At 69.3% G+C, this 18703-nt stretch carries 11 protein-coding genes; 7 read left to right on the top strand and 4 right to left on the bottom strand.

The genetic code is table 11. From position 1 onward, the window contains the following. Positions 1 to 98: 98 nt before the first annotated feature. On the bottom strand, positions 99 to 1412 hold the full coding sequence (locus tag KUA19_RS34185) for an ABC transporter substrate-binding protein (RefSeq protein ID WP_217402876.1): 1314 nt from the start codon (positions 1410 to 1412) through the stop codon (positions 99 to 101). Positions 1413 to 1806: 394 nt separating this feature from the next. Here KUA19_RS34185 and KUA19_RS34180 point away from each other — a divergent pair, with 394 nt between their 5' ends. The 7 genes from KUA19_RS34180 to KUA19_RS34150 all read left to right on the top strand — a co-directional run bounded on the left by KUA19_RS34180 (position 1807) and on the right by KUA19_RS34150 (position 14470). Further along, a complete protein-coding gene (locus KUA19_RS34180; RefSeq protein ID WP_217402874.1) occupies positions 1807 to 2829 on the top strand; it encodes a LacI family DNA-binding transcriptional regulator in 1023 nt (340 codons plus the stop codon). A 39-nt stretch (positions 2830 to 2868) separates the two neighbouring features. Beyond that, entirely contained in the window at positions 2869 to 4299 is a 1431-nt protein-coding gene (locus tag KUA19_RS34175) for a GH1 family beta-glucosidase (protein ID WP_217402872.1), read from the top strand. Positions 4300 to 4448: 149 nt separating this feature from the next. Further along, positions 4449 to 6800 (top strand): glycoside hydrolase 5 family protein, encoded by a 2352-nt coding sequence (locus tag KUA19_RS34170; RefSeq protein WP_217402871.1) that lies wholly within the window; start codon positions 4449 to 4451, stop codon positions 6798 to 6800. Between the two features lie 189 nt (positions 6801 to 6989). Beyond that, a complete protein-coding gene (locus tag KUA19_RS34165; protein ID WP_217402870.1) occupies positions 6990 to 8363 on the top strand; it encodes a glycoside hydrolase family 36 protein in 1374 nt (457 codons plus the stop codon). A gap of 38 nt (positions 8364 to 8401) precedes the next feature. Then, entirely contained in the window at positions 8402 to 8578 is a 177-nt protein-coding gene (locus KUA19_RS34160) for a hypothetical protein (protein WP_217402868.1), read from the top strand. Between the two features lie 53 nt (positions 8579 to 8631). Next, positions 8632 to 9558: an ROK family protein gene (locus tag KUA19_RS34155; RefSeq protein WP_217402866.1), complete on the top strand. Its 927-nt coding sequence runs from the start codon at positions 8632 to 8634 to the stop codon at positions 9556 to 9558. A 424-nt stretch (positions 9559 to 9982) separates the two neighbouring features. Then, positions 9983 to 14470 carry a LamG-like jellyroll fold domain-containing protein gene (locus tag KUA19_RS34150; protein ID WP_217402864.1) on the top strand — a complete coding sequence of 1496 codons (4488 nt, stop codon included), beginning with the start codon at positions 9983 to 9985 and terminating at the stop codon, positions 14468 to 14470. A 172-nt stretch (positions 14471 to 14642) separates the two neighbouring features. On the opposite strand, the gene KUA19_RS34145 is transcribed toward KUA19_RS34150, so the two are convergent. The 3 genes from KUA19_RS34145 to KUA19_RS34135 are packed head-to-tail and all read right to left on the bottom strand — an operon-like array spanning position 14643 to position 18420. Beyond that, a complete protein-coding gene (locus KUA19_RS34145; protein WP_217402862.1) occupies positions 14643 to 16214 on the bottom strand; it encodes a type III secretion system chaperone family protein in 1572 nt (523 codons plus the stop codon). Next, positions 16211 to 17989, bottom strand: a complete 1779-nt coding sequence (locus tag KUA19_RS34140; protein ID WP_217402860.1) for an HSP90 family protein — start codon at positions 17987 to 17989, stop codon at positions 16211 to 16213. The genes KUA19_RS34145 and KUA19_RS34140 overlap by 4 nt, the downstream gene beginning before the upstream one ends. Beyond that, a complete protein-coding gene (locus KUA19_RS34135) occupies positions 17986 to 18420 on the bottom strand; it encodes a type III secretion system chaperone family protein (RefSeq protein WP_217402858.1) in 435 nt (144 codons plus the stop codon). The genes KUA19_RS34140 and KUA19_RS34135 overlap by 4 nt, the downstream gene beginning before the upstream one ends. Positions 18421 to 18703 lie beyond the last annotated feature (283 nt).

The raw sequence follows: 18703 nt of genomic DNA, 5'->3' as shown, positions 1-18703 counted from the left end.
GGCAGTGGGCGGGCGGTGCGTGACCGGCAGCCCCCGTGGCGGCCGGTCGGGCCGGTGCGGCCCCGCAGGTTCACGCGGGGCCGCACCGGCGGGTCACGCTACTGCGACAGCAGCGCGTTGCCCTTCTTCTCGATCTCGGCGGCGGCCTGCTCGGGGGTGAGCTTGCCGCGGCCCAGGTCGTCGATGATCAGGCCGACGTCCTTGCCCAGCTCCTCCTTGACGGTCAGCAGACCGGGGCGGAAGGCCGGCACGGAGGCCAGCAGGGTCGGGCCGAACTCCTTGGGGGTGATGAAGTCCGGCAGCTTCTTGAGCGCCTCGACGTCGACCGGCACGTCGCTGAACTTCGCGAACTCGACCTGGTTCTCGGTCTTGAGCATCCACTTGAGGAACGCCCAGGCCTCCTTCTGGTGCTTGCTCTCGGCGGAGATCGCGTACCCGTTGGCGCCGGAGTAGAGGACCAGGCTGTCGCCGACCTTCGGCAGGGGGAAGACGCCGATGTTCGGGGACTTGGCGGCGATGTCGGCGAAGTTCCAGGGACCGACGCGGGCCATGGCGACCTTGCCGGTACGCAGGCTGTCCAGGTCACCGTTGAGCCACTGGTTCTCGCGCTGCTCGTCGATCGGCGGCACGATCTTGTCGGTGAACAGGCTGGCGTAGTCGGCCAGGCCGGCGATGCCCTGCGGGCTGTTCACGGTGACCTTGGTCGGGCTGACGAAGCTGTCGTACATCGAGCCGCCGCGCATCGCGATGAGCGACTCCCAGAAGTTGAGGCTGCCCGGGTGCAGGGCGTACTGGGTGACCTTGCCGGAACCGTTGACCTTGGTGAGCTTCTTCGCCATCTCCTTGAAGGCGTCGAGGGTCATCGGCACGGCCGGGTCGGGCGTGGCCACGCCCGCTGCCTTGAACAGGTCCTTGTTGTAGCCGACCAGCGGCACGGAGATGCCGACGGGCATCGCGTACTGCTTGTCCTTCCAGCCGAAGACGCCGACCGGGCCGGGCTGCGCGCCGGTGATGGCGCCGGAGTAGTCCTCGAACTTCTTGAGGTCGGCGAAGACCTCGTTGTCGAAGTACGACGCCGCGAAGCAGGAGCACAGGCCGACCACGTCGTAGGCGTTGCCGCCGGCGGTGGTGGTCTTCACCTTGTCCCAGTACGCGTCCCAGGGCAGGAACTCGGACTTGATCTTGATGTTGGGGTTGGCCGTCTCGAAGCCGTCGAGCCACTTGCGGTAGAGCGCGTCCTTCTCGGGAGTGTTGCTCCACCAGCCCCAGCTGATGGTGACCGGGCCGCCCTCGGCCTCGGTGTCGTCGCCGCCGCTGCTGCAGGCCGCCGTGACGAGCGACGCGGCCAGCAGCAGCGCGCTCAGGACGACGCCGGCCCTCCGGCGGGACTTCCTGGGTCGAGCATGCTCCATAGTGAACTCCTGTGAGGTGCGATGCGCGTGGAGAGGTGCGGAAGCAGTGCGTCCGGCTGGCATCGTGCGAACCCCGGAGTCGCAACCCCGGCGGTCCTGTCGCGAGTCATCAAGACGCGATGGCGAACTAAATCGAAACAGTGACCGGGACCATAGCCCGCGCCCTTAGGTACGTCAACACCGTGTTACGCCGGAAACTTTTGCGCCATGTCCCCAGAGGAGCATTACCGCAGATGAGCCTGTTTCCTTTCCTATTTCTGCGATCAGCCCCGCCCCGCCTCGGATCGACCGGGGTCTTCCGTACGACGGAGCGCGCTGCTACTGTCCCGGTCCGTAACGAAATCGGTTTAGTAGCAACGACCAGGGAGCTGCCCATGCGGAACGGAGGACGGCCGTGAAGCGCCCGACCATCGCCGACATCGCCGACCGCGCGGGCGTCTCGCGGTCGGCGGTCTCGTTCGCGCTCAACGACCAGCCCGGTGTCTCGGAGGAGACCCGCCAGCGGGTGCTGGCCGTGGCGTCCGAACTGGGCTGGCGGCCGCACAGCGCGGCCCGAGCCCTGCGGGGCGGGCGGGCCGGCGCGATCGGCCTTGCCCTGCAACGGCCCGCGCGGCTGCTCGGCGCCGAGCCGTTCACCATGGAGCTGATCAGCGGCCTGGAGTCGGAGCTGTCGGCCCGCTCCTGCGGGCTCAACCTGCAGGTCGTCGAGGACACCGAGGCCGAGATCGCCACCTACCGCCGGTGGTGGGCCGAGCACCGGGTCGACGGCGTCATCGTGCTCAACCTGCGCGACGACGACCCGCGCGTCGGCGTCCTGGAGGACCTGCACCTGCCCGCGGTCGTCATCGGCGGGCCCGCCGGAACCGGAACGCTGCCGAGCATCTGGTCGCAGGACGCGGCCGGCATGACCGATGTGGTGGAATACCTGGCCGCGCTGGGACACCGGCGGCTGGCCCACGTGTCGGGCGATCCGAACATGCGCCACATCGTCGACCGCGCCGACGCGCTGCGGCAGGTGTGCCGCCTGCGCGGCCTGCCAGAGCCGCTGACGGTGCGCGCCGACTACTCCGACGAGGACAGCGCGCAGGCCACCAGACGGCTGCTGGCCTCGCCGGACCGGCCGACCGCGATCATCTACCACACCGACCTGACCGCGGTGGCCGGACTCGAAGTGGCGCTGGAGATGGGTCTGTCCGTGCCGGACGAGCTGTCCCTGGTCGCCTTCAACGACTCCCGGCTGTGCCGCCTGGTCAACCCGAAGCTCACCGCGCTGGCCCACGACATCCCGGGCCGGGGCGCGCAGGCGGCGCGCATGCTCTTCGCCGCCATCGACGGCGGGCCGGGGGCGCAATCCCAGCCCGCCGAGCCCTACCGGCTGCTGCCGCGTGGCAGTACCGGGGTGTACCGCACACGCTGAACCGCCCGACAGGGCCCTCACCCGCAAGGAGAGCCGCCGATGACCGCCCCCACGGAGACCGCGCCCGACCGCCGTTTCGCACCGCCGGAGTTCCCCGCGGGATTCCGCTGGGGCGCGGCCACCGCGGCGTTCCAGGTCGAGGGCGCCCTGGACGCCGACGGACGCACACCGTCGGTCTGGGACACCTTCACCGCCGTCCCCGGGCGGGTGGACAACGGCGACCGGGCCGACCTCGCCGTCGACCACTACCACCGCTACCGCGCCGACGTGGCGCTGATGGCACAGCTGGGCCTGGGCACGTACCGCTTCTCGGTGTCGTGGCCGCGGGTGCAGCCCGACGGGCGCGGCGCGGCCAACAGCAAAGGGCTGGACTTCTACTCCCGGCTGGTCGACGAGCTGCTCGCCAATGGTGTCGAGCCGATGCTGACGCTCTACCACTGGGACCACCCGCAGGTGCTGCAGGACGCGGGCGGCTGGGCGAACCGGGACATGACCGAGCGCTTCGCCGACTACACCGCGCTGGTCGCGGCCAGACTGGGCGACCGGGTGCCACTGTGGATCACGCTGAACGAGCCGTGGTGCACCGCGTTCCTGGGCCACGCCTCGGGCATCCACGCCCCCGGCGTCGCCGACGACGCCACCGCGCTGACCGTGGCGCACCACCTCAATCTGGCCCACGGCCTCGGCGTACAGGCACTGCGGGCGGCCCTGCCCGCCAGCGCCCAAGTGTCCATCGCGCTCAACCCCGCCCCCGTCCGCACCCCCGTGGACACCCCTGCCAACCGCGACGCGGTGCGCCGGGCCGACGCGCTGCGCAACCGGATCTTCCTGGACCCGCTGCTGCGCGGGGAGTATCCGGCCGATCTGATCGCCGACACCGCGCACGTCACCGACTGGGGTTTCGTGCGCGGCGGGGATCTGGCCACGGTCACCGCGCCGATAGACCTGCTGGGCGTGAACTACTACACGCCGCTGTACGTCGCCGCCGGTCCCGGCCCCGCCGACCCGTACAACCGCTGGGTCGGCAGCGACGGCCTCGTGCACATCGCGCCCGCCGACGGCCCGTCCACCATCCACGGCGTGGTCGACGCGGGCGCCCTGCGTGAGCTGCTCAACCGGATCCGCGACGACTACGGCCCGGTCCCGATCGTCATCGCCGAGAACGGGGTGGCCTCGCCCGACTCGGTCGGCCCGGACGGGCGCGTCGACGACGCGGGCCGGGTCGCCTACCTGCATGCGCACCTGGCCGCGCTGCACGACGCCATCGCCGACGGCGTCGACGTGCGCGGCTACGTGATGTGGTCCCTGATCGACAACTTCGAGTGGGTGTACGGCTACAGCCAGCGCTTCGGCCTCATCCACGTCGACCGGGACACCCAGCACCGCACGATCAAGAACAGCGGCCACTGGTTCCGGCAGGTCATCGCCGCGAACGCCATCCCACCCCTGGACCCGCCCGCAGCCGGCTGACGGGCGTCGCAAGGAACGGACCCGGGGACGCCTGCGTCCGTATTGCTTCAACAATGCGCATTAATCGAAGCATGTCGCGTTCGGGGCGCCCGGCCCCGGACGCGACGGTCCCCCCGGAGCACCAGGAGAGACACAGGTAGGAGACCTGCATGAAAGCTCTTCGGCTCAACCGGCTCACCATCCCGCTCATGATTGCGGTGGTCCTCGCCGTGGTGTCACCACTGATCGTCGCCAACCAGGCCAACGCCGCCCCCGGCTTCGTCACCACCTCGGGCACGAAGTTCATGCTCGACGGCAAGCCCTTCTACGTGGCCGGCACCAACAGCCACTACCTCGGCTGGGGCACCCGCGCCGAGGTCGACTCGATGCTCGGCTACGCCGACGCGAGCAACTACAACGTCGTACGCACGATCATGCACTCGGTGATCGGGTCCCTGGACGGCACGACCAAGCCGCACATCTGGAACCCGAACAGCACCGGTGACGCGTCCAACATGGGTATGCACGGGACATACCTGATCTACTGGGACACCGCCACCAACACGTACGCCTTCAACGACAGCGCCACCAACGGCCTGGGCCGCTGGGACTACGTCATCGCGCAGGCCGCACAGCGCGGCCTGAAGCTGAACATCGCGATGATGGACTTCTGGCAGTGGGCGGGCGGCACGCAGCAGATCAACTCGTGGTACATCCCGAACTACAACGCCTCCAGCGACCCGCAGCGGTACACGTTCTTCTACAGCGACCCGCGTACCAAGCAGCTGTACAAGGACTGGACGAGCCACGTGCTCAACCGCACGAACAGCATCACCGGCGTGAAGTACAAGGACGACCCGACCATCTTCGCCTGGGACCTGATGAACGAGCCCGAGATCAGCTCGGTGTCCCTGGCGCAGGGCTGGTACCAGGAGATGGCGAGCCACATCAAGGCGCAGGGCGCCCAGCAGCTGGTCACCACCGGCAGCGAGGGCTTCTATGGCGGGCAGGCGGGCTCCGACCCGAACACCGAGGCCGCCAACGTGCCCGCGATCGACTTCCAGACCTGGCACACCTACCCGACGTACCACAACATCTCCACGCAGCAGGTCGTGAACCTGATCAACCAGCACTGCGCCTCGGCGGTGGCCGGCGGCAAGCCGGTCATCCTGCAGGAGTTCGCCTACCCGGCACGCAGCGCGGCGGAGAAGGTGACCCGCTCGGGCATCTACAGCGGCTGGCTCGACGCGATCTACAACAACAACGACTGCGCCGGCTGGCTGTCCTGGCGGGTCGAGGGCAAGGTCGTGCCCCCGGCCACGAAACCGCACCCGCAGGACGACAACGTCAACCCGGCCACCTTCATCTGGCCGCCCGACAACGGCGAGGGTTTCTCCATCTACGGCGAACCCGACACCACCAAGTCGCAGTACGACCCGGCGTACCAGATGTTCGCGACCCAGGCCGCGCGTCTGCTGACCAAGAACGGCGGCGTCCTGCCGTCGTCGCCGCCGCCCTCTCCGCCGGCCTCGCCGTCGCCGTCGGCCAGCCCGTCGCCGCAGCCGCCGGGCACCGTCAACGTCGACGACTCGCTCCAGGGCACCGGGCAGAACCAGTGGAACTACAGCGGCTGGAACCACTGCACCGCCTGCGACGAGGCCGCTCCGGCGGTGTACTACAACGCCAGCCAGAGCTGGAGCCTCAACAGCGGTGAGACCGCCACGCTGGCCTTCAACGGCACCCGGGTCGTCTACCGGGCCGTGACGGGCTCGCATCACGGCATCGCCGCGGTCTCCGTCGACGGCGGCACCGAGGTGAACGTCGACCTCTACGCCGCCGCCAAGACCGGCGACGTGGCGGTCTGGACCAGCCCCGTGCTGGCCGCGGGCAACCACACGCTGCGGATCCGCAACACCGGCACGAAGAACGCCGGCGCCACGGGCACGGTCGTCACCCTCGACCGGGCCGTGGTAACCGGCGGGTCCACCACCTCGCCGTCGCCGTCCGCGCCGCCGGCCTCGCCGTCGCCGCAGCCGTCGACCAGCCCGCCGGCCGTCGGTTTCGTCAAGGGCATCAACCTCAACGGACCCGCGGTCGTCATCGAGGGCAACCAGTGGGTCAGCCAGACCCAGGCCCAGTCCTCGGGCTTCACGGTCAGCGGCGGCACCGCCCAGACCAACACCGTCACGCCCAGCCCGCTGCCCGACACGGCCACCGTGGACATGCTCCACACCGGGCTGATCGGCACGGACCTGGGCACCATCACCATGAGCCAGACCGTGGCCAACGGCACCTACCAGGTGTACGTCTGGGAGATGGAGTCGGTGCAGGGCAACACCCGCCGGTTCAACGTCACCCTGGAGGGCGTCCTCAAGGCCAGCAACCTCGGTGACCTGGCCCTGGGCCACTGGCGCGAGAACGGCGCGTACACCGTCACGGTGTCCGACGGCGTCCTCAACATCAACGTGACCGGCGCCTACGGCAAGCCCGCCATCATGGGCCTGGCCATCTACCGCATCTGACCGCTGCGCGCCGGCCCGCTCTCGGCGGGCCGGCGCCTTCCCGAGATCGCCGTCTCGGGTCGGAACCCGAGGTCTGTCGCTGATCGGTGTCCCACCTGGCGACGTCAACAAGATCTTCAACCGGACCACCGGCGACCGCGGACGAACCCTCGGCGGCCCTCGGACACCTCAGCCACTCCAGGGACGGGCATGTTCACCGACTACGACGACTTCACCGTGTCACCGTTCGCGACGGTGTACGAACACGGCTGGCAGAGCTGGAGCCCGGCCACCGTCTACCCGGCCGCCGCCACCTCCTGGCGGCCGGTACGGCAGCCGGCCCAGATCATGAACTACCGGCCGGAGACACCCGCACCCCGCACCGGGTTCCAAGGGGAAGGACTGCTGGTCGTCGACCCCGCCGACGGCAGCCCGGTACGGCTGTACGCCGCTGCCGACGGAATGGAGACGGTGCCGTCGATCAGGGCGTCACTGACCGCCGGGCGGATGCGCATCCGCGCCGACGGCCCGATCGAAACCTGTTACGGCCGAACGGTGCGCGGGGCACTGGCCGACTGGGCTGACCGGTTCGCCGCCCGTGCCGGCGTCGTGGACATCCGTCCCGCCCCGACGATGTGGTGCTCCTGGTATCACTACTTCACCCAGGTCACCGCCGCCGACATCACCGAGAACCTCGCGGCGATCGGACGGCACGACCTGCCCGTGGACGTCGTGCAGATCGACGACGGATGGCAGAGTGAGATCGGCGACTGGCTCACCTACTCCGACAGGTTCCCGTCGTTTCCCGAACTGATCCGCCAGATCCGCGACGCGGGCCGCCGCGCCGGCATCTGGCTCGCGCCCTTCCTCGTCACCTCGCGTAGCCAGACGTTCGAAGAGCACCCCGACTGGCTGCTCCGGCAGCCGGACGGCACGCTGGTCGACGCCGGGCACAACTGGAACACCCAGCTCTACGCACTGGACACGACCCACCCGGGCGCACGCGCCTACCTCACCGACAGCTTCGAACGGCTCCGCGAACTCGACATCGACTTCTACAAGGTCGATTTCGTGTACGCGGGAGCGCTCGAAGGCGTACGCCACGACGGCTCATCACCGTTGGCCGCGTACCGCTCGGGTATCTCGCTGATCCGTGCCGCCATCGGGCCGCAGGCATACCTGCTCGGCTGCGGCGCGCCGATCCTGCCCTCCGTCGGGCTCGTGGACGCCATGCGCGTCTCCCCCGACACCGCACTGCACTACCTGCCCACCAACGGCGACGACGTCGCGATGCCGTCGCAGCAGGGCGCGACCCTGTCGACCGTCGGCCGGGCCTTCCAACATGGCCGGTTCTGGGTCAACGACTCAGACTGCCTCATCGCCCGCCCCGACATGCAGCGCCGCCACGAATGGGCCTCGATCGTCGAGCAGTACAGCGGGCTGCGGACCTCCTCGGACCGCATCGCCTCCCTCGACGCCTGGGGCCTCGAAACCACCCGCCGCATCCTCTCCACGGCCATGCCACCCACACCGTTCGTCGGTGTCCCCGACATATTCCCGACCGCCCCGAACGGCGGCTGGTGATCTCCGGCTCGCTGTCGGCGGTTGAGCTCCGCTGGATCATGACCACAGGCGCCAACAGCAGCGAGACGTTCGTGATCCAGACGGTGTCGCCGGCGTTCGAGTACCGCAAGGTCGGCCTGGCCTCGGCGATGGCCGTGGTCCTGCCGCTCATCGCCCTGCTGGTCACGTTCGTGCAGCGGCGGATCCTGTCCGCCGAGAAAGTGGTGAAGTCATGACCGCAGTTCCCACCCCCGCCCGCCGCCTGCGGCCTAACCTCCGGAGCCGTCAAATGAGCACTCCGCTGCTGGGCGGCGTCGAGGCCGGGGGCACGAAGGTCGTCTGCGCGATCGGCACCGGCCCCGATGACATCAGGCATCGTGCCACGATCCCCACCACCACCCCGGTGCGGACCCTCGCCGAGGTCATCGAGTTCTTCAGCGAGCACGCCCGGCGCGGCCAAGCCGTCACCGCGCTGGGCGTAGCCTCATTCGGACCGCTCGACCTGGACCCGGCCTCGCCGCAGTACGGCCACATCACCAGCACCACCAAGCCCGGCTGGGCCGGCACCGACATCGCCGGGCTCCTCGGCCGTCGGCTGGCGGTTCCGGTGGCCCTGGACACCGACGTCAACGGCGCCGCCTACGGCGAAGCCCGCTGGGGCGCGGCCAGGGGCCTGCACAACGCGGTCTACCTGACCGTCGGCACCGGCATCGGCGGGGGAGCGGTCGTGGCCGGCAGACCGCTACGCGGCCTCATCCACACCGAGATGGGTCACCTGCATGTGCAACGCCACCCCGACGACTCCTACCGCGGCGGGTGCCCGTTCCACGGCGACTGCGTAGAAGGCCTGGCCAGCGGACCCGCACTGGCCGCGCGCCTGGGCCGCCCGGCCCAGGACGCCGGACCCGATACCTCGGCCGTGGTCGCGATGCAGGCTTTCTACCTGGCTCAGCTGATCACCGCCATCACCTACCTGCTCTCACCGCAGCGCATCGTGCTCGGCGGCGGAGTCGCGCAGTTGCCCGGACTGCTCGACGCCGTACGCGCCGAAACCGTCACCAGGCTCGGCAACGCCCTCGACGCCGCGGCTTTCACCGACGACGTCGACCGGTACCTGACCGCCCCCGGGCTGGACGACATGTCCGGGGTGCTCGGCGCGCTGGGCATGGCCGCAGACCTCGCCGACAGCACACGCACCGCCGCCACGCCACCGTGACCCGGTCCAGCGCACCGCGTCCGTCTGCGACAACCGACAAGAAAGACGCACCATGAGGGAATCTGAATTTGCCTCGGCTGCCGCGCCCTGTCGCCAGTGCCCGAGCACCTGCCCATCAGCCGCCCGCAGACCCGAGCCGCACTCAACACCGGCTGACCTGGCAATTCAACAGGTTCTATGCCAACGGAGACCTGATGGTTGGCATGATCAGTCCTATTTGCAGCATGTGCTATGTATTGTTGCCCAGGGTAGCGCGTAGGCGGCGATTGGCCTATCGTCTCCGCTCGCGGAGACACGGGGGCAAGTACAACTTGATCGATTGCGACAGCGGCACCGTCAAGGTGCTGCTACGTCGCGCCGTTCGACCTCGTGGCACTCCATGACGTTCGGTGTCCGTGAAGGAACCGACAACGGAGGAGTCGTCATGACACGATCGACCCATCTGAGTAAGCGGCACGTCAGGTGGCTGTCGGCCCTTTTGCCGACCCTGCTGGCTTCGGTCGGCACCACTGTGGTGCTGCCCACGCAGGCCACGCAGGCCGCGCAGGCCGCGCCGACACTCTCAGCGGCAGTTCACGTCCAGCCCACGGCCATGGCAAAGGCCGCTGCGCAGGCTCGCAGCACTGGTCGGTCGGTGGATGTCGCCGGGCTCACCACGCCGACCACGCGTACTCTCGCCAATCCTGATGGCACTGTGACACTTGAGCTCAATTCCCAGCCCGTCCGGGTCCAGCACAACGGGGCGTGGACAGCGCTGGATGCCACGCTGGCCCGCAACGCCGACGGCACCTGGAGCCCGAAGGCCACGCCCGGTGGTCTAACCCTCTCCGGTGGCGGCGAGGCGCCACTGGCGTCCATGACCAACGAGGGCACCAGCCTGGCGCTGTCCTGGCCAGGCAGGCTTCCCGCACCCCTGGTGTCAGGTGCCACGGCGACCTACCGGAACATCCGTCCCGGCGTCGACCTGACCGTCACCGCCAACACCGGTGGCGGGTTCTCCCACGTCCTGGTGGTCCACAATGCCGCGGCCGCCGCGATGGTCACCCAGGTGCGCCTGCCGATCTCCGCCAAGGGGCTGCGGCTGGCCGCCGACGAGTCCGGCAACCTCACGGCCACCGACGCCCTGGGCGAGGTCCGCTTCGCCGCGCCGACACCGACGATGTGGGACTCGGGCACCGCATCCGAGCTGCCCGCCGCGGCCAAGGCCGACGCGGCAAGGGCCGTTGTCACCGGTGTCGCCCCAGCCGCGTCCAGCGCGCGCGGTCCAGGCGTCGCGGCGAAGGTGGATCGGCTTGCCGTGACCGCTGACCAGCATGCGATCACGCTGACCCCTCCGGTCGGCTCACTGACCGGAGCCGCGGTGCGCTATCCGCTATACCTCGATCCCACCTGGAATTCGGTGGCCAAGACCAAGAGCGCGTGGACGTTCGTCAACAGCTACTACCACGGCTCCTCCTACTACAACAGCACGGACTGGGCCAGGGTCGGCTATCAGGGCTGGGACTCTCCCTACTACAAGGGCCGGTCGTTCTTCAAGTTCGCGATCCCGAGCGCGATCTGGAACCAGCGCATTGACAGCGCCATCCTGCAGACCAAGATGGTGTGGTCCGCCACCAACGCCGCCTTCGACGTCAGCGTTCACCACATCAGCAACGCGTCCTCGGCGATCGGTTCCGGCACCACCTGGGACAACCAGCCGGCCAAGGGCGGCCTGATCGTCACCAAGCAGACCCCCGGCAACTGGCGGGCCGACGGTTCGGAACTGCCGGTCCCGGTCGAGTTCGACGTCAAGAGTGAGATCGTCTCGGCTGCCGCGGGGCGTTGGTCCTACGCCACCATCGGCCTGTACAACGAGACCGAGACCGACCGGGACGGTTGGCGCAAGTTCGAGAACAATCCGACGCTGGCCATCAAGTACAACTCGGCGCCGGCCACTCCGACCAGCTACATGACGCAGCCGGCGACGCAGTGTCCGGCCGCGGCAGGCAGCATGGTGGGCAACACGGCAGTCACCTTCAACGCCAAGGTCACCGATCCCGACGGGACGAACAACCCGCTGGCCACCACCTTCACCATCACGGACATCACCGCCGAGCCTGACGTGGTGACCACCCTGACCCAGTCCGTCAGCAGCGGTTCCACCGCGACGTTGACCCAACCTGCGTCGTTCTTCATCGATGCGCACACCTACACCTGGAGCGTGAAGACCTCGGACGGGTTCGATACCAGCCCGTCGACACCGACGTGCCAGTTCGGCGTGCTGAAGACCGCGCCGGGCGCACCCACGGTGACCTCCACGGACTTCCCCCCGAGTGGCGTGAACGGCCGCGCCGGCGAGACGGGCGCGTTCACGTTCACGTCTGCGGGTGGGTCGACCCCGGTCGCGTACGTGTGGGGTGTCAACGTCGCGCCTCCGGTCACCGCCACCGGTCCGATCGTGCCGCAGAGCGGCTGGGGCAAGACCACAGCCTCCGGCGGCACGGCCTCGATTCAGCTGAACATCAACCGGGTCGGGCCCAACATCTTGTACGTGTACGCGATCGACGCCGCGAACAACGCCAGCGCCGTCTTCCCGTACGCGTTCACGGCCGACCCCCGTGCCACGCCGAACCCCTACGGCGACTTCACCGGTGACGGCCAGCCCGACGTGCTGCTCGTCGGCGATGCGACCAACCCGGGCCTGTGGCTCTACGCGGGTTCGGACAACGCCGGGCACGTGTCGGCGATCGGGGTCCAGGTCGGGGGGCGCGGCACCGGCTTCGCCGGCGGCATCGGCGGGCCGGGGGACTGGATCGGCACGAGCGTCTCACCGGGTGACTTCAACGGCGACGGCGCACAGGACATCCTCGTGCGGTTCCCGACAGCCAACCTGTCGGGCAGCAACACGCAGATCATCCTCGGCACCGGCGACGGCACACCGTTCGACGTCACCGACGCCACCCGGGTGATACCGCTGAACCTGCCCAACACCGACGACCAGAACGCGAACTACCAGACCGTCGGACAGATGGTCGCCGTGCCGGACAACCTGTACGACCGGGACGCACTCGCGGCCCCATACCTGACCGACCTGCTCGCTGTCGTCGGCGACGACCTGTACGTCTACCCCCCGAGCGGCTTCTCGGCCGGCATGGTCGACCTTCCCACCCTGGTCAGCTCCGGCTGGACGGGTAAGACCCTCTCTGCCACGACCTGCGCCGACGAATGCCCGGCCTTCTTCGCCCGCACGGACACGACGGGCGCACTCGACCGGTGGCAGGGTACCGCGTTCAACACCACCACCGGCGTACCCGGCATCGTCGCCGGTGAGGCCGCCAGCACGCGGTTCCCGATCTCGGCCGGCGGGTTCCTCGCGAGCAACGCGCCGGTCATCATCGGCGCCGACATCGACGTGGACGGCAACGCCGACCTGTGGAACACGTGGGGCAGCTCGCTCGAGGCCCACTTCTACCTCGACAACACGAACTTCAAGCCCACGATCGTCAACGCCGGGATCACCCGGGGCGCGATGCTGGTCGCCGACTACGAGTTCGGGGAGCGAGCCGGCGCCCTGGCCAACGACGCCACCTCCAACCAGCACACCGCGACACTGACCGGCGGAGCCGCTTTCACCGCCATCGGTCACAACGCGACCGACGGCGGTGCGCTGAGCGTCAACGGAACCACCGGAAGACTCAAGACCGCCGGGCCCGTGTTGCGCACCGACCAGTCGTTCACCGTGGCGGCCTGGGTGAAGCCCGCCACGACCACCGGCTACCAGACGATCGTCTGCCAGGCCGGCGTCGTCGAATGCGGCGCGCTGCTGCAGTACGTGCCGAACCTCGGCTGGGCGATCACCAACCAGATGACCGACAGCACGGCGCCCACGGTCCAACGGACCACATCGGGCATGGCCTGGGTGAGCACCGCGAACTGGCAGCACGTGGTCGGTGTGTACGACGCGATCGCGCACACCCAGACGCTCTACGTCAACGGCACCCAGGTCGGCCAGCTCACCGGCGTGAATGTCAGCTGGAACGCCACCGGCAAGTTGATGATCGGCAACGAGTGGCACTCCAGCGCCGAGATCTCCTACTTCAACGGCGGCATCGACGACGTCCAGATCTTCCAGGGTGTCGTCACCGCAGCACAGATCAAGATGATGGCCAACCCGAACCCGAGACCGCACGACTTCAACAACGACGGCCACCCGGACCTCATCACCAGCGACTCCGCAGGCGACCTGTGGCTGTACCCGTCCACGGGCAGCATCGGCACGTCGCTGTTCGGAACGCGGCTGAAGATCGGATCGGGCTGGGGCGGGCACCGCTGGGATGTCTCGGACTGGAACCGCGACGGCTGGACCGACATCATCACCGTCGAACCTACCCTCGGTGAGCTCTACCTCTACCCGAACACCAACGGCACGCTGAGCACCAGCACACGGTCGCGGATCGGCGTCGACTGGTCGACCGTCTACCACACCACCGGCAACGGAGACAGCAACCCCCAACCCGACCACTACGGCATCCGCGCCAGCGACGGCCAGATGTTCCACTACCCCAACGGATGCTGCAGGGTGAGCATCAAGAGCAGCGGATACACCAACTGGCGCATCTTCGGGGCCGACTTCGACAGCGACGGCAGGGGTGACATCCTCGCCGTCAACCCGTCCAACAGCGACATGACGCTGATGCGGCACACCGGCGGCACCGGACTGTCGATGCTCGGCACGCCGACCGCCGTCGGCAACTTCGCCGGATACAGCAGGCTCACCGTGTTCGACCTCAACGAGGACGGCAAGCCTGACGTGGTCGGTGTCAACGCCTCCGGCGTCATGTACCTGTTCCCGGGCACGGGAACCGGCACGATCGGGACAGCCGTCCAGATCGGTTCCGGGTTCACGACCACGGTGGCGGGCCGCATCGGCTGAGGTCGGCACGCCGCTAGGGCAGACATGGGTTTGTCCCGCCAACCGAATCGGTTGGCGGGACAAACCCATGTCTCAAGCAGCAGCCGCCGACCCGGGCCGGGCGGCCCTGGCAGCTCGACGTGGTCGTCACCGAACCACAGTCACCGCTGCCGGGTTCGGCGGCGCGGCAAGCTCACCTGGGAAGCTCCATCGCCTCCTCCGCGAACTGTGCCCCGCTCATGATCGCCGCGTGCAGCAGCACCGCCAGCTGGGGCGCGGCCACGCCGTGCTCCAAGTCGGTGGTGATGTCGCCGGCCAGGATCAGCTCACCCTCGCCGGTGTCGTGCACGTACGCCTTCGGCAGCACCCTGTCGTGATTCCAGGCATTGCAGAACGCGTACGCCTCCATGAGCCGGTCGGCGGGCAACGTACGCTGGACGACCACCCGTACGAGCAGCACCTCGCCGCGCTCGCCCATCCGGTCGAACGTGAACACGCCCTCGCCCCACTGGCCGCCGATCGAGCCGTCCCCGTTGACGACGTAGCGGTCCCCACGGTCGTTCAGGATCGCGGTGATGGCCTGCACGGTCAGCGGCTCGACCAGCTCGTCCCGGCCCTCCGGCGGCAGCCCGACCGCCGGGTCCCACGCCGAGGAGGGCCGGTCCGGCGGCAGCTCGATCCCGTCGACGATCGGCGTCGCCGCCAGCTGCAGCGCCACCCGGCGGGACTGATGATCCGTGCCGTTGCGGGCGTCGAACCGGTCCGCGATGTCGCGCGCCTGCGCCGCGAGGTCGGCGCCGAGTTGCGCCACGGTCAGGTCGGCTTCGGCACGGTTTTCGAACGACGGCCGGTGGATGACGCGGTCGGTGTCGCCGGCCAGCCGGCAGACCAGCGCGCCCGCCGCCGCGAACTCCATCGCGGAAGACTCGTCGTACGGCCGGTCCAGCCAGCTCAGATGCTCGGTGAGGATGTCGAGCCCGCGATCCACATGGCCGGTCAGCGCGCAGAACCGGATGTGCTCGGCCAAGAACGGGAACGCGTCGCGCTCGTGCCGGTGCCGCCGGTACGAGCGCACGTGCGCCCGGGCGGCCTCGTCGTACCTGCCCAGCTTCAGGTACGCCATCTGCGCCACGACCAGCGCCTTCTCGGGCTGCTCGGCACAACCGACGATGCCGCTCAGCACCGGCTCGACGATGTGCAGTGCCTGCTCCATCTCGCCCCACCCGGCGAGCAGATCGGCCTGCCTCGACGGGTCGCAGCCGGCGCAGTCGCTGTTCTCGTCGCGCTCGGCGGTACGCCAAAGGTCGAACCAGCGGCGGGCCTCGGCCTGGTCGCCGAGGTGGTCGGCGATCCGGCAACGGAGGTTGTAGATGGCCTGCATGCTGTGGCCGCCAGCGCGGAAGCGCCGTTCCATGTCGTCGAGGGCGGCGACGGTCTGCGCCAGGCCGACCCGGGGCGTGTTGCGCAGCGTCGCCACCGCCCACTTGTGGAACCAGCGCAGTAGCTCGGCGTCTTCTTCGTCGAACATGGACGGATCGCGGTCGAACGCGGCCAGGCACCAACCGAACGCCGGCAGCATACGCCACCGTTCAGTGTGGTGGGCGTACGTCTCGATCAATTGGATGCGGGCGTCGTAGCCCAGCCGGACGTCGCCCGCGGCGTCGGCGTGTGCGGTGATGCGCTCCAGCTCGGCGAGCTTGCCATCGCCGTACGGCATGGCTTCGGCCTCGTCGAGGGCGTCGCGCAGGTCGGGCAGGCTGGTCATACGTTCTCCGTGGGAAAGGCGCGATCAAGCAGCGTGAGGAACGAGCGGTTCAGCGCGGCGGTGTCCACCGCGCGCAACGGGTGGTGCCCGGCGAGCAGCGCCTGGCCGTACAGCGCCTCCACCGCGTGCCGCAGCGCCGCGCCGGGCGGATACGACGCGAGCTTGCGGATCAGCGGATGCCGCCAGTTGAGCACCAGCTCCGGGCGGTGCTCCACGGTCACGTCGTCGAACGCCGACAGCACATCGGACCACAGCTCGTCGACGGAATCGATGCTGCGCCGCACCGTGTCCTGGGTGCGGGCCTGCTGGCTGACCACGTACAGGGCGGGCATGGTCACCGGGTCGAACTGGCGGATCAGCGGCACGCAGCCGAGCTCGCGCAGCACGGCGCGGGCGGTCTCCAGGAACGGCGCGACCGCCTCCTGCTGGCCCGGCGGGAGCGGCTCGAGCTTGGCGGCCAGCTCGCCCGGGTCCAGCCTGCGCACCCGCGCCTGCGAGTCCACCCTGGACAGGCGCTCGAGGATCTCGGTGTCGTAGGCGTAACCGGCGTTGACGATCGGCGTCCCGGCCGCGCTCGCGATCGCGGCCAGCGAGCGGAACTCGTCGACGGTCTCGACGTACCGGATCATCGACCGGCCCTGACGGAACGCGCGCAGCGCCATCGTGCCGTGGCTCGTCTCGAACGGCAGCCACGCGTCCACCAGGCGCAGCATCTCGTCGTCGCGGACGGCGAGTGCCTTGACGCCGAGATGGTGCACGCGCAGAAACCTCGACAGCCGATCCGGGTCGTTGACCGACAGGTCCAGCAGCCAGCCGCGGATCTGCTCGCCGAGCGCCTCGCGGACCGAGGAGAGCAGGTCGTCCTCGTATAGGGCCTCGCGGCTGGCGGTCGGCCGCAGCATGCTCGTGTCGACCACACACCGGACGAAGAACGCCCACTCGGGCACCAGCTTGGTCGTGTCCTCGTTGAGCAGCATCCGCTTCAGGTAGACGCGATGCCCGCCCTGGCCCACCGCCGCCGGCGACGCCAGCACGAAACCGACGCCGCGCAGTCCCGCCTCGGGCACGCTCAGGTCGATGACCTCCATCGGGCGGGTGCCGAGCACACGCGCGCCGTAATCGAGCAGCGCCGCCCGGCGTACCTCCGGGTCGTTGTGGGCTGCCTCCCACGGAGCCTGCGGCTCCGTTATCCGCACATCACCCACGGTCACGTCGACGTCCAGCAGGTGGGCGTACGACGACGCGAGCTCACGCACGGCAGCCGGGGTGAGCCAGTGCTCGGCACCTGGGCGCGGGCGCAGCGTGACGGTGGTGCCAATCTCGGCGCCATCCTCGGCAGCCACGATGTACCGTCCGTCGGCGAAGCCGGTCCATCGCACCGCCGGCCCGCCCGTGGCCGAGCGGGACACCACCTCGATGGCGTCGGCCACCATGAAGCAGGACAGCAGCCCGATGCCGAACTGGCCGAGGAAGTCCTGCCGGGCGAAGCCCAGGTCGTCGCGCTTGGACGTGCGCCCGACGCTGGCGAGGAACGTGTGCACCTCGTCCACGGTCAGGCCGATGCCGTTGTCGGTGACGCGCAGCGCGCCATCCGCCAGCGGCTCGATGACCACGCGGCCTGCGGGGGCGTCGGGATCACCGGCGCGCCGCGCGGTGATCGCGTCCGTGGCGTTCTGCAGCAGCTCGCGTACGTAGACGCGCGGGCTCGCGTACAGATGGTGGCTGAGCAGGTCGACGACGCCACGCAGGTCGACCTGGAAGCGGTGCTCGGTCACGCCTTCAACTCCGCGGCGGCCTGGGCGAGCCGACTGCCGCTGGAGATGCCGCAGCCGATGAGCTGGTCGAGCTGCTTGTGCGACACGCCGCGATGCAGATCGGCGGTGACCTCGCCGACGACTCGGGCCGTGCCATCGTCGTTGACGTGCACGTATGCCTTGGGCCACAGTCGGTCGTGGTTCCACTCGTTGCAGAACGCGTACAGCTGGGGCACGTCGTCGACCGTGAACCCGGTCGCGGCGAGCGTCCGCACCTGGAGCGACTCGCCGTTGGGACCCTGTCGCAGGAAGTAGACGACGTTGTCATTCCACATCCCGCCGATGTCGCCGTCGTCGTCAGTGCCGAAACTGTATCCGCGGGCGGTCAGCACAGCCGCGATCAGCTCGCTCGTCAGCGGCACGAGGGTCTGCACCTCGCCGTCGGATGGCATGAACTCTGCTCCTGTTCCTGATGTCAAGCAAGGGCGTGACCGTACCAGCCGACGCTGACAACCGGCCGTACCGCCGTAGACGCTCGGCACTGGCCTGGGCACGGGGGACCAACGCGAACCCCGGCTCGCCGCTCGCGGCGGCGCCTTCCAAAAAGTCGACCCCGGCGGCGAGGTCGTCGGCGCTGGCGCCGGGAACCGAGGCCAGCGTGTCGCTGCTGCGCGGGCGCTCCGCGGTCCGGCGGGCCCACAACGCGACGGTACGGACCAGTTGCGGCGCGACCAG

The sequence above is a fragment of the Catellatospora tritici genome (genome assembly GCF_019083965.1).
In the GTDB taxonomy this organism is placed as follows: domain Bacteria; phylum Actinomycetota; class Actinomycetes; order Mycobacteriales; family Micromonosporaceae; genus Catellatospora; species Catellatospora tritici.
The sequence above is the reverse complement of the archived record's forward strand: the minus strand, read 5'-3'. Positions and strand labels throughout refer to the sequence as shown.

What these genes read in the sequence shown, in the direction of transcription:
- KUA19_RS34185 (WP_217402876.1), bottom strand. Translation starts at nt 1,412, where the DNA reads ATGGAGCATGCTCGACCCAGGAAGTCCCGCCGGAGGGCCGGCGTCGTC.
- KUA19_RS34175 (WP_217402872.1), top strand. Translation starts at nt 2,869, where the DNA reads ATGACCGCCCCCACGGAGACCGCGCCCGACCGCCGTTTCGCACCGCCG.
- KUA19_RS34170 (WP_217402871.1), top strand. Translation starts at nt 4,449, where the DNA reads ATGAAAGCTCTTCGGCTCAACCGGCTCACCATCCCGCTCATGATTGCG.
- KUA19_RS34165 (WP_217402870.1), top strand. Translation starts at nt 6,990, where the DNA reads ATGTTCACCGACTACGACGACTTCACCGTGTCACCGTTCGCGACGGTG.
- KUA19_RS34160 (WP_217402868.1), top strand. Translation starts at nt 8,402, where the DNA reads ATGACCACAGGCGCCAACAGCAGCGAGACGTTCGTGATCCAGACGGTG.
- KUA19_RS34155 (WP_217402866.1), top strand. Translation starts at nt 8,632, where the DNA reads ATGAGCACTCCGCTGCTGGGCGGCGTCGAGGCCGGGGGCACGAAGGTC.
- KUA19_RS34150 (WP_217402864.1), top strand. Translation starts at nt 9,983, where the DNA reads ATGACACGATCGACCCATCTGAGTAAGCGGCACGTCAGGTGGCTGTCG.
- KUA19_RS34145 (WP_217402862.1), bottom strand. Translation starts at nt 16,214, where the DNA reads ATGACCAGCCTGCCCGACCTGCGCGACGCCCTCGACGAGGCCGAAGCC.
- KUA19_RS34135 (WP_217402858.1), bottom strand. Translation starts at nt 18,420, where the DNA reads ATGCCATCCGACGGCGAGGTGCAGACCCTCGTGCCGCTGACGAGCGAG.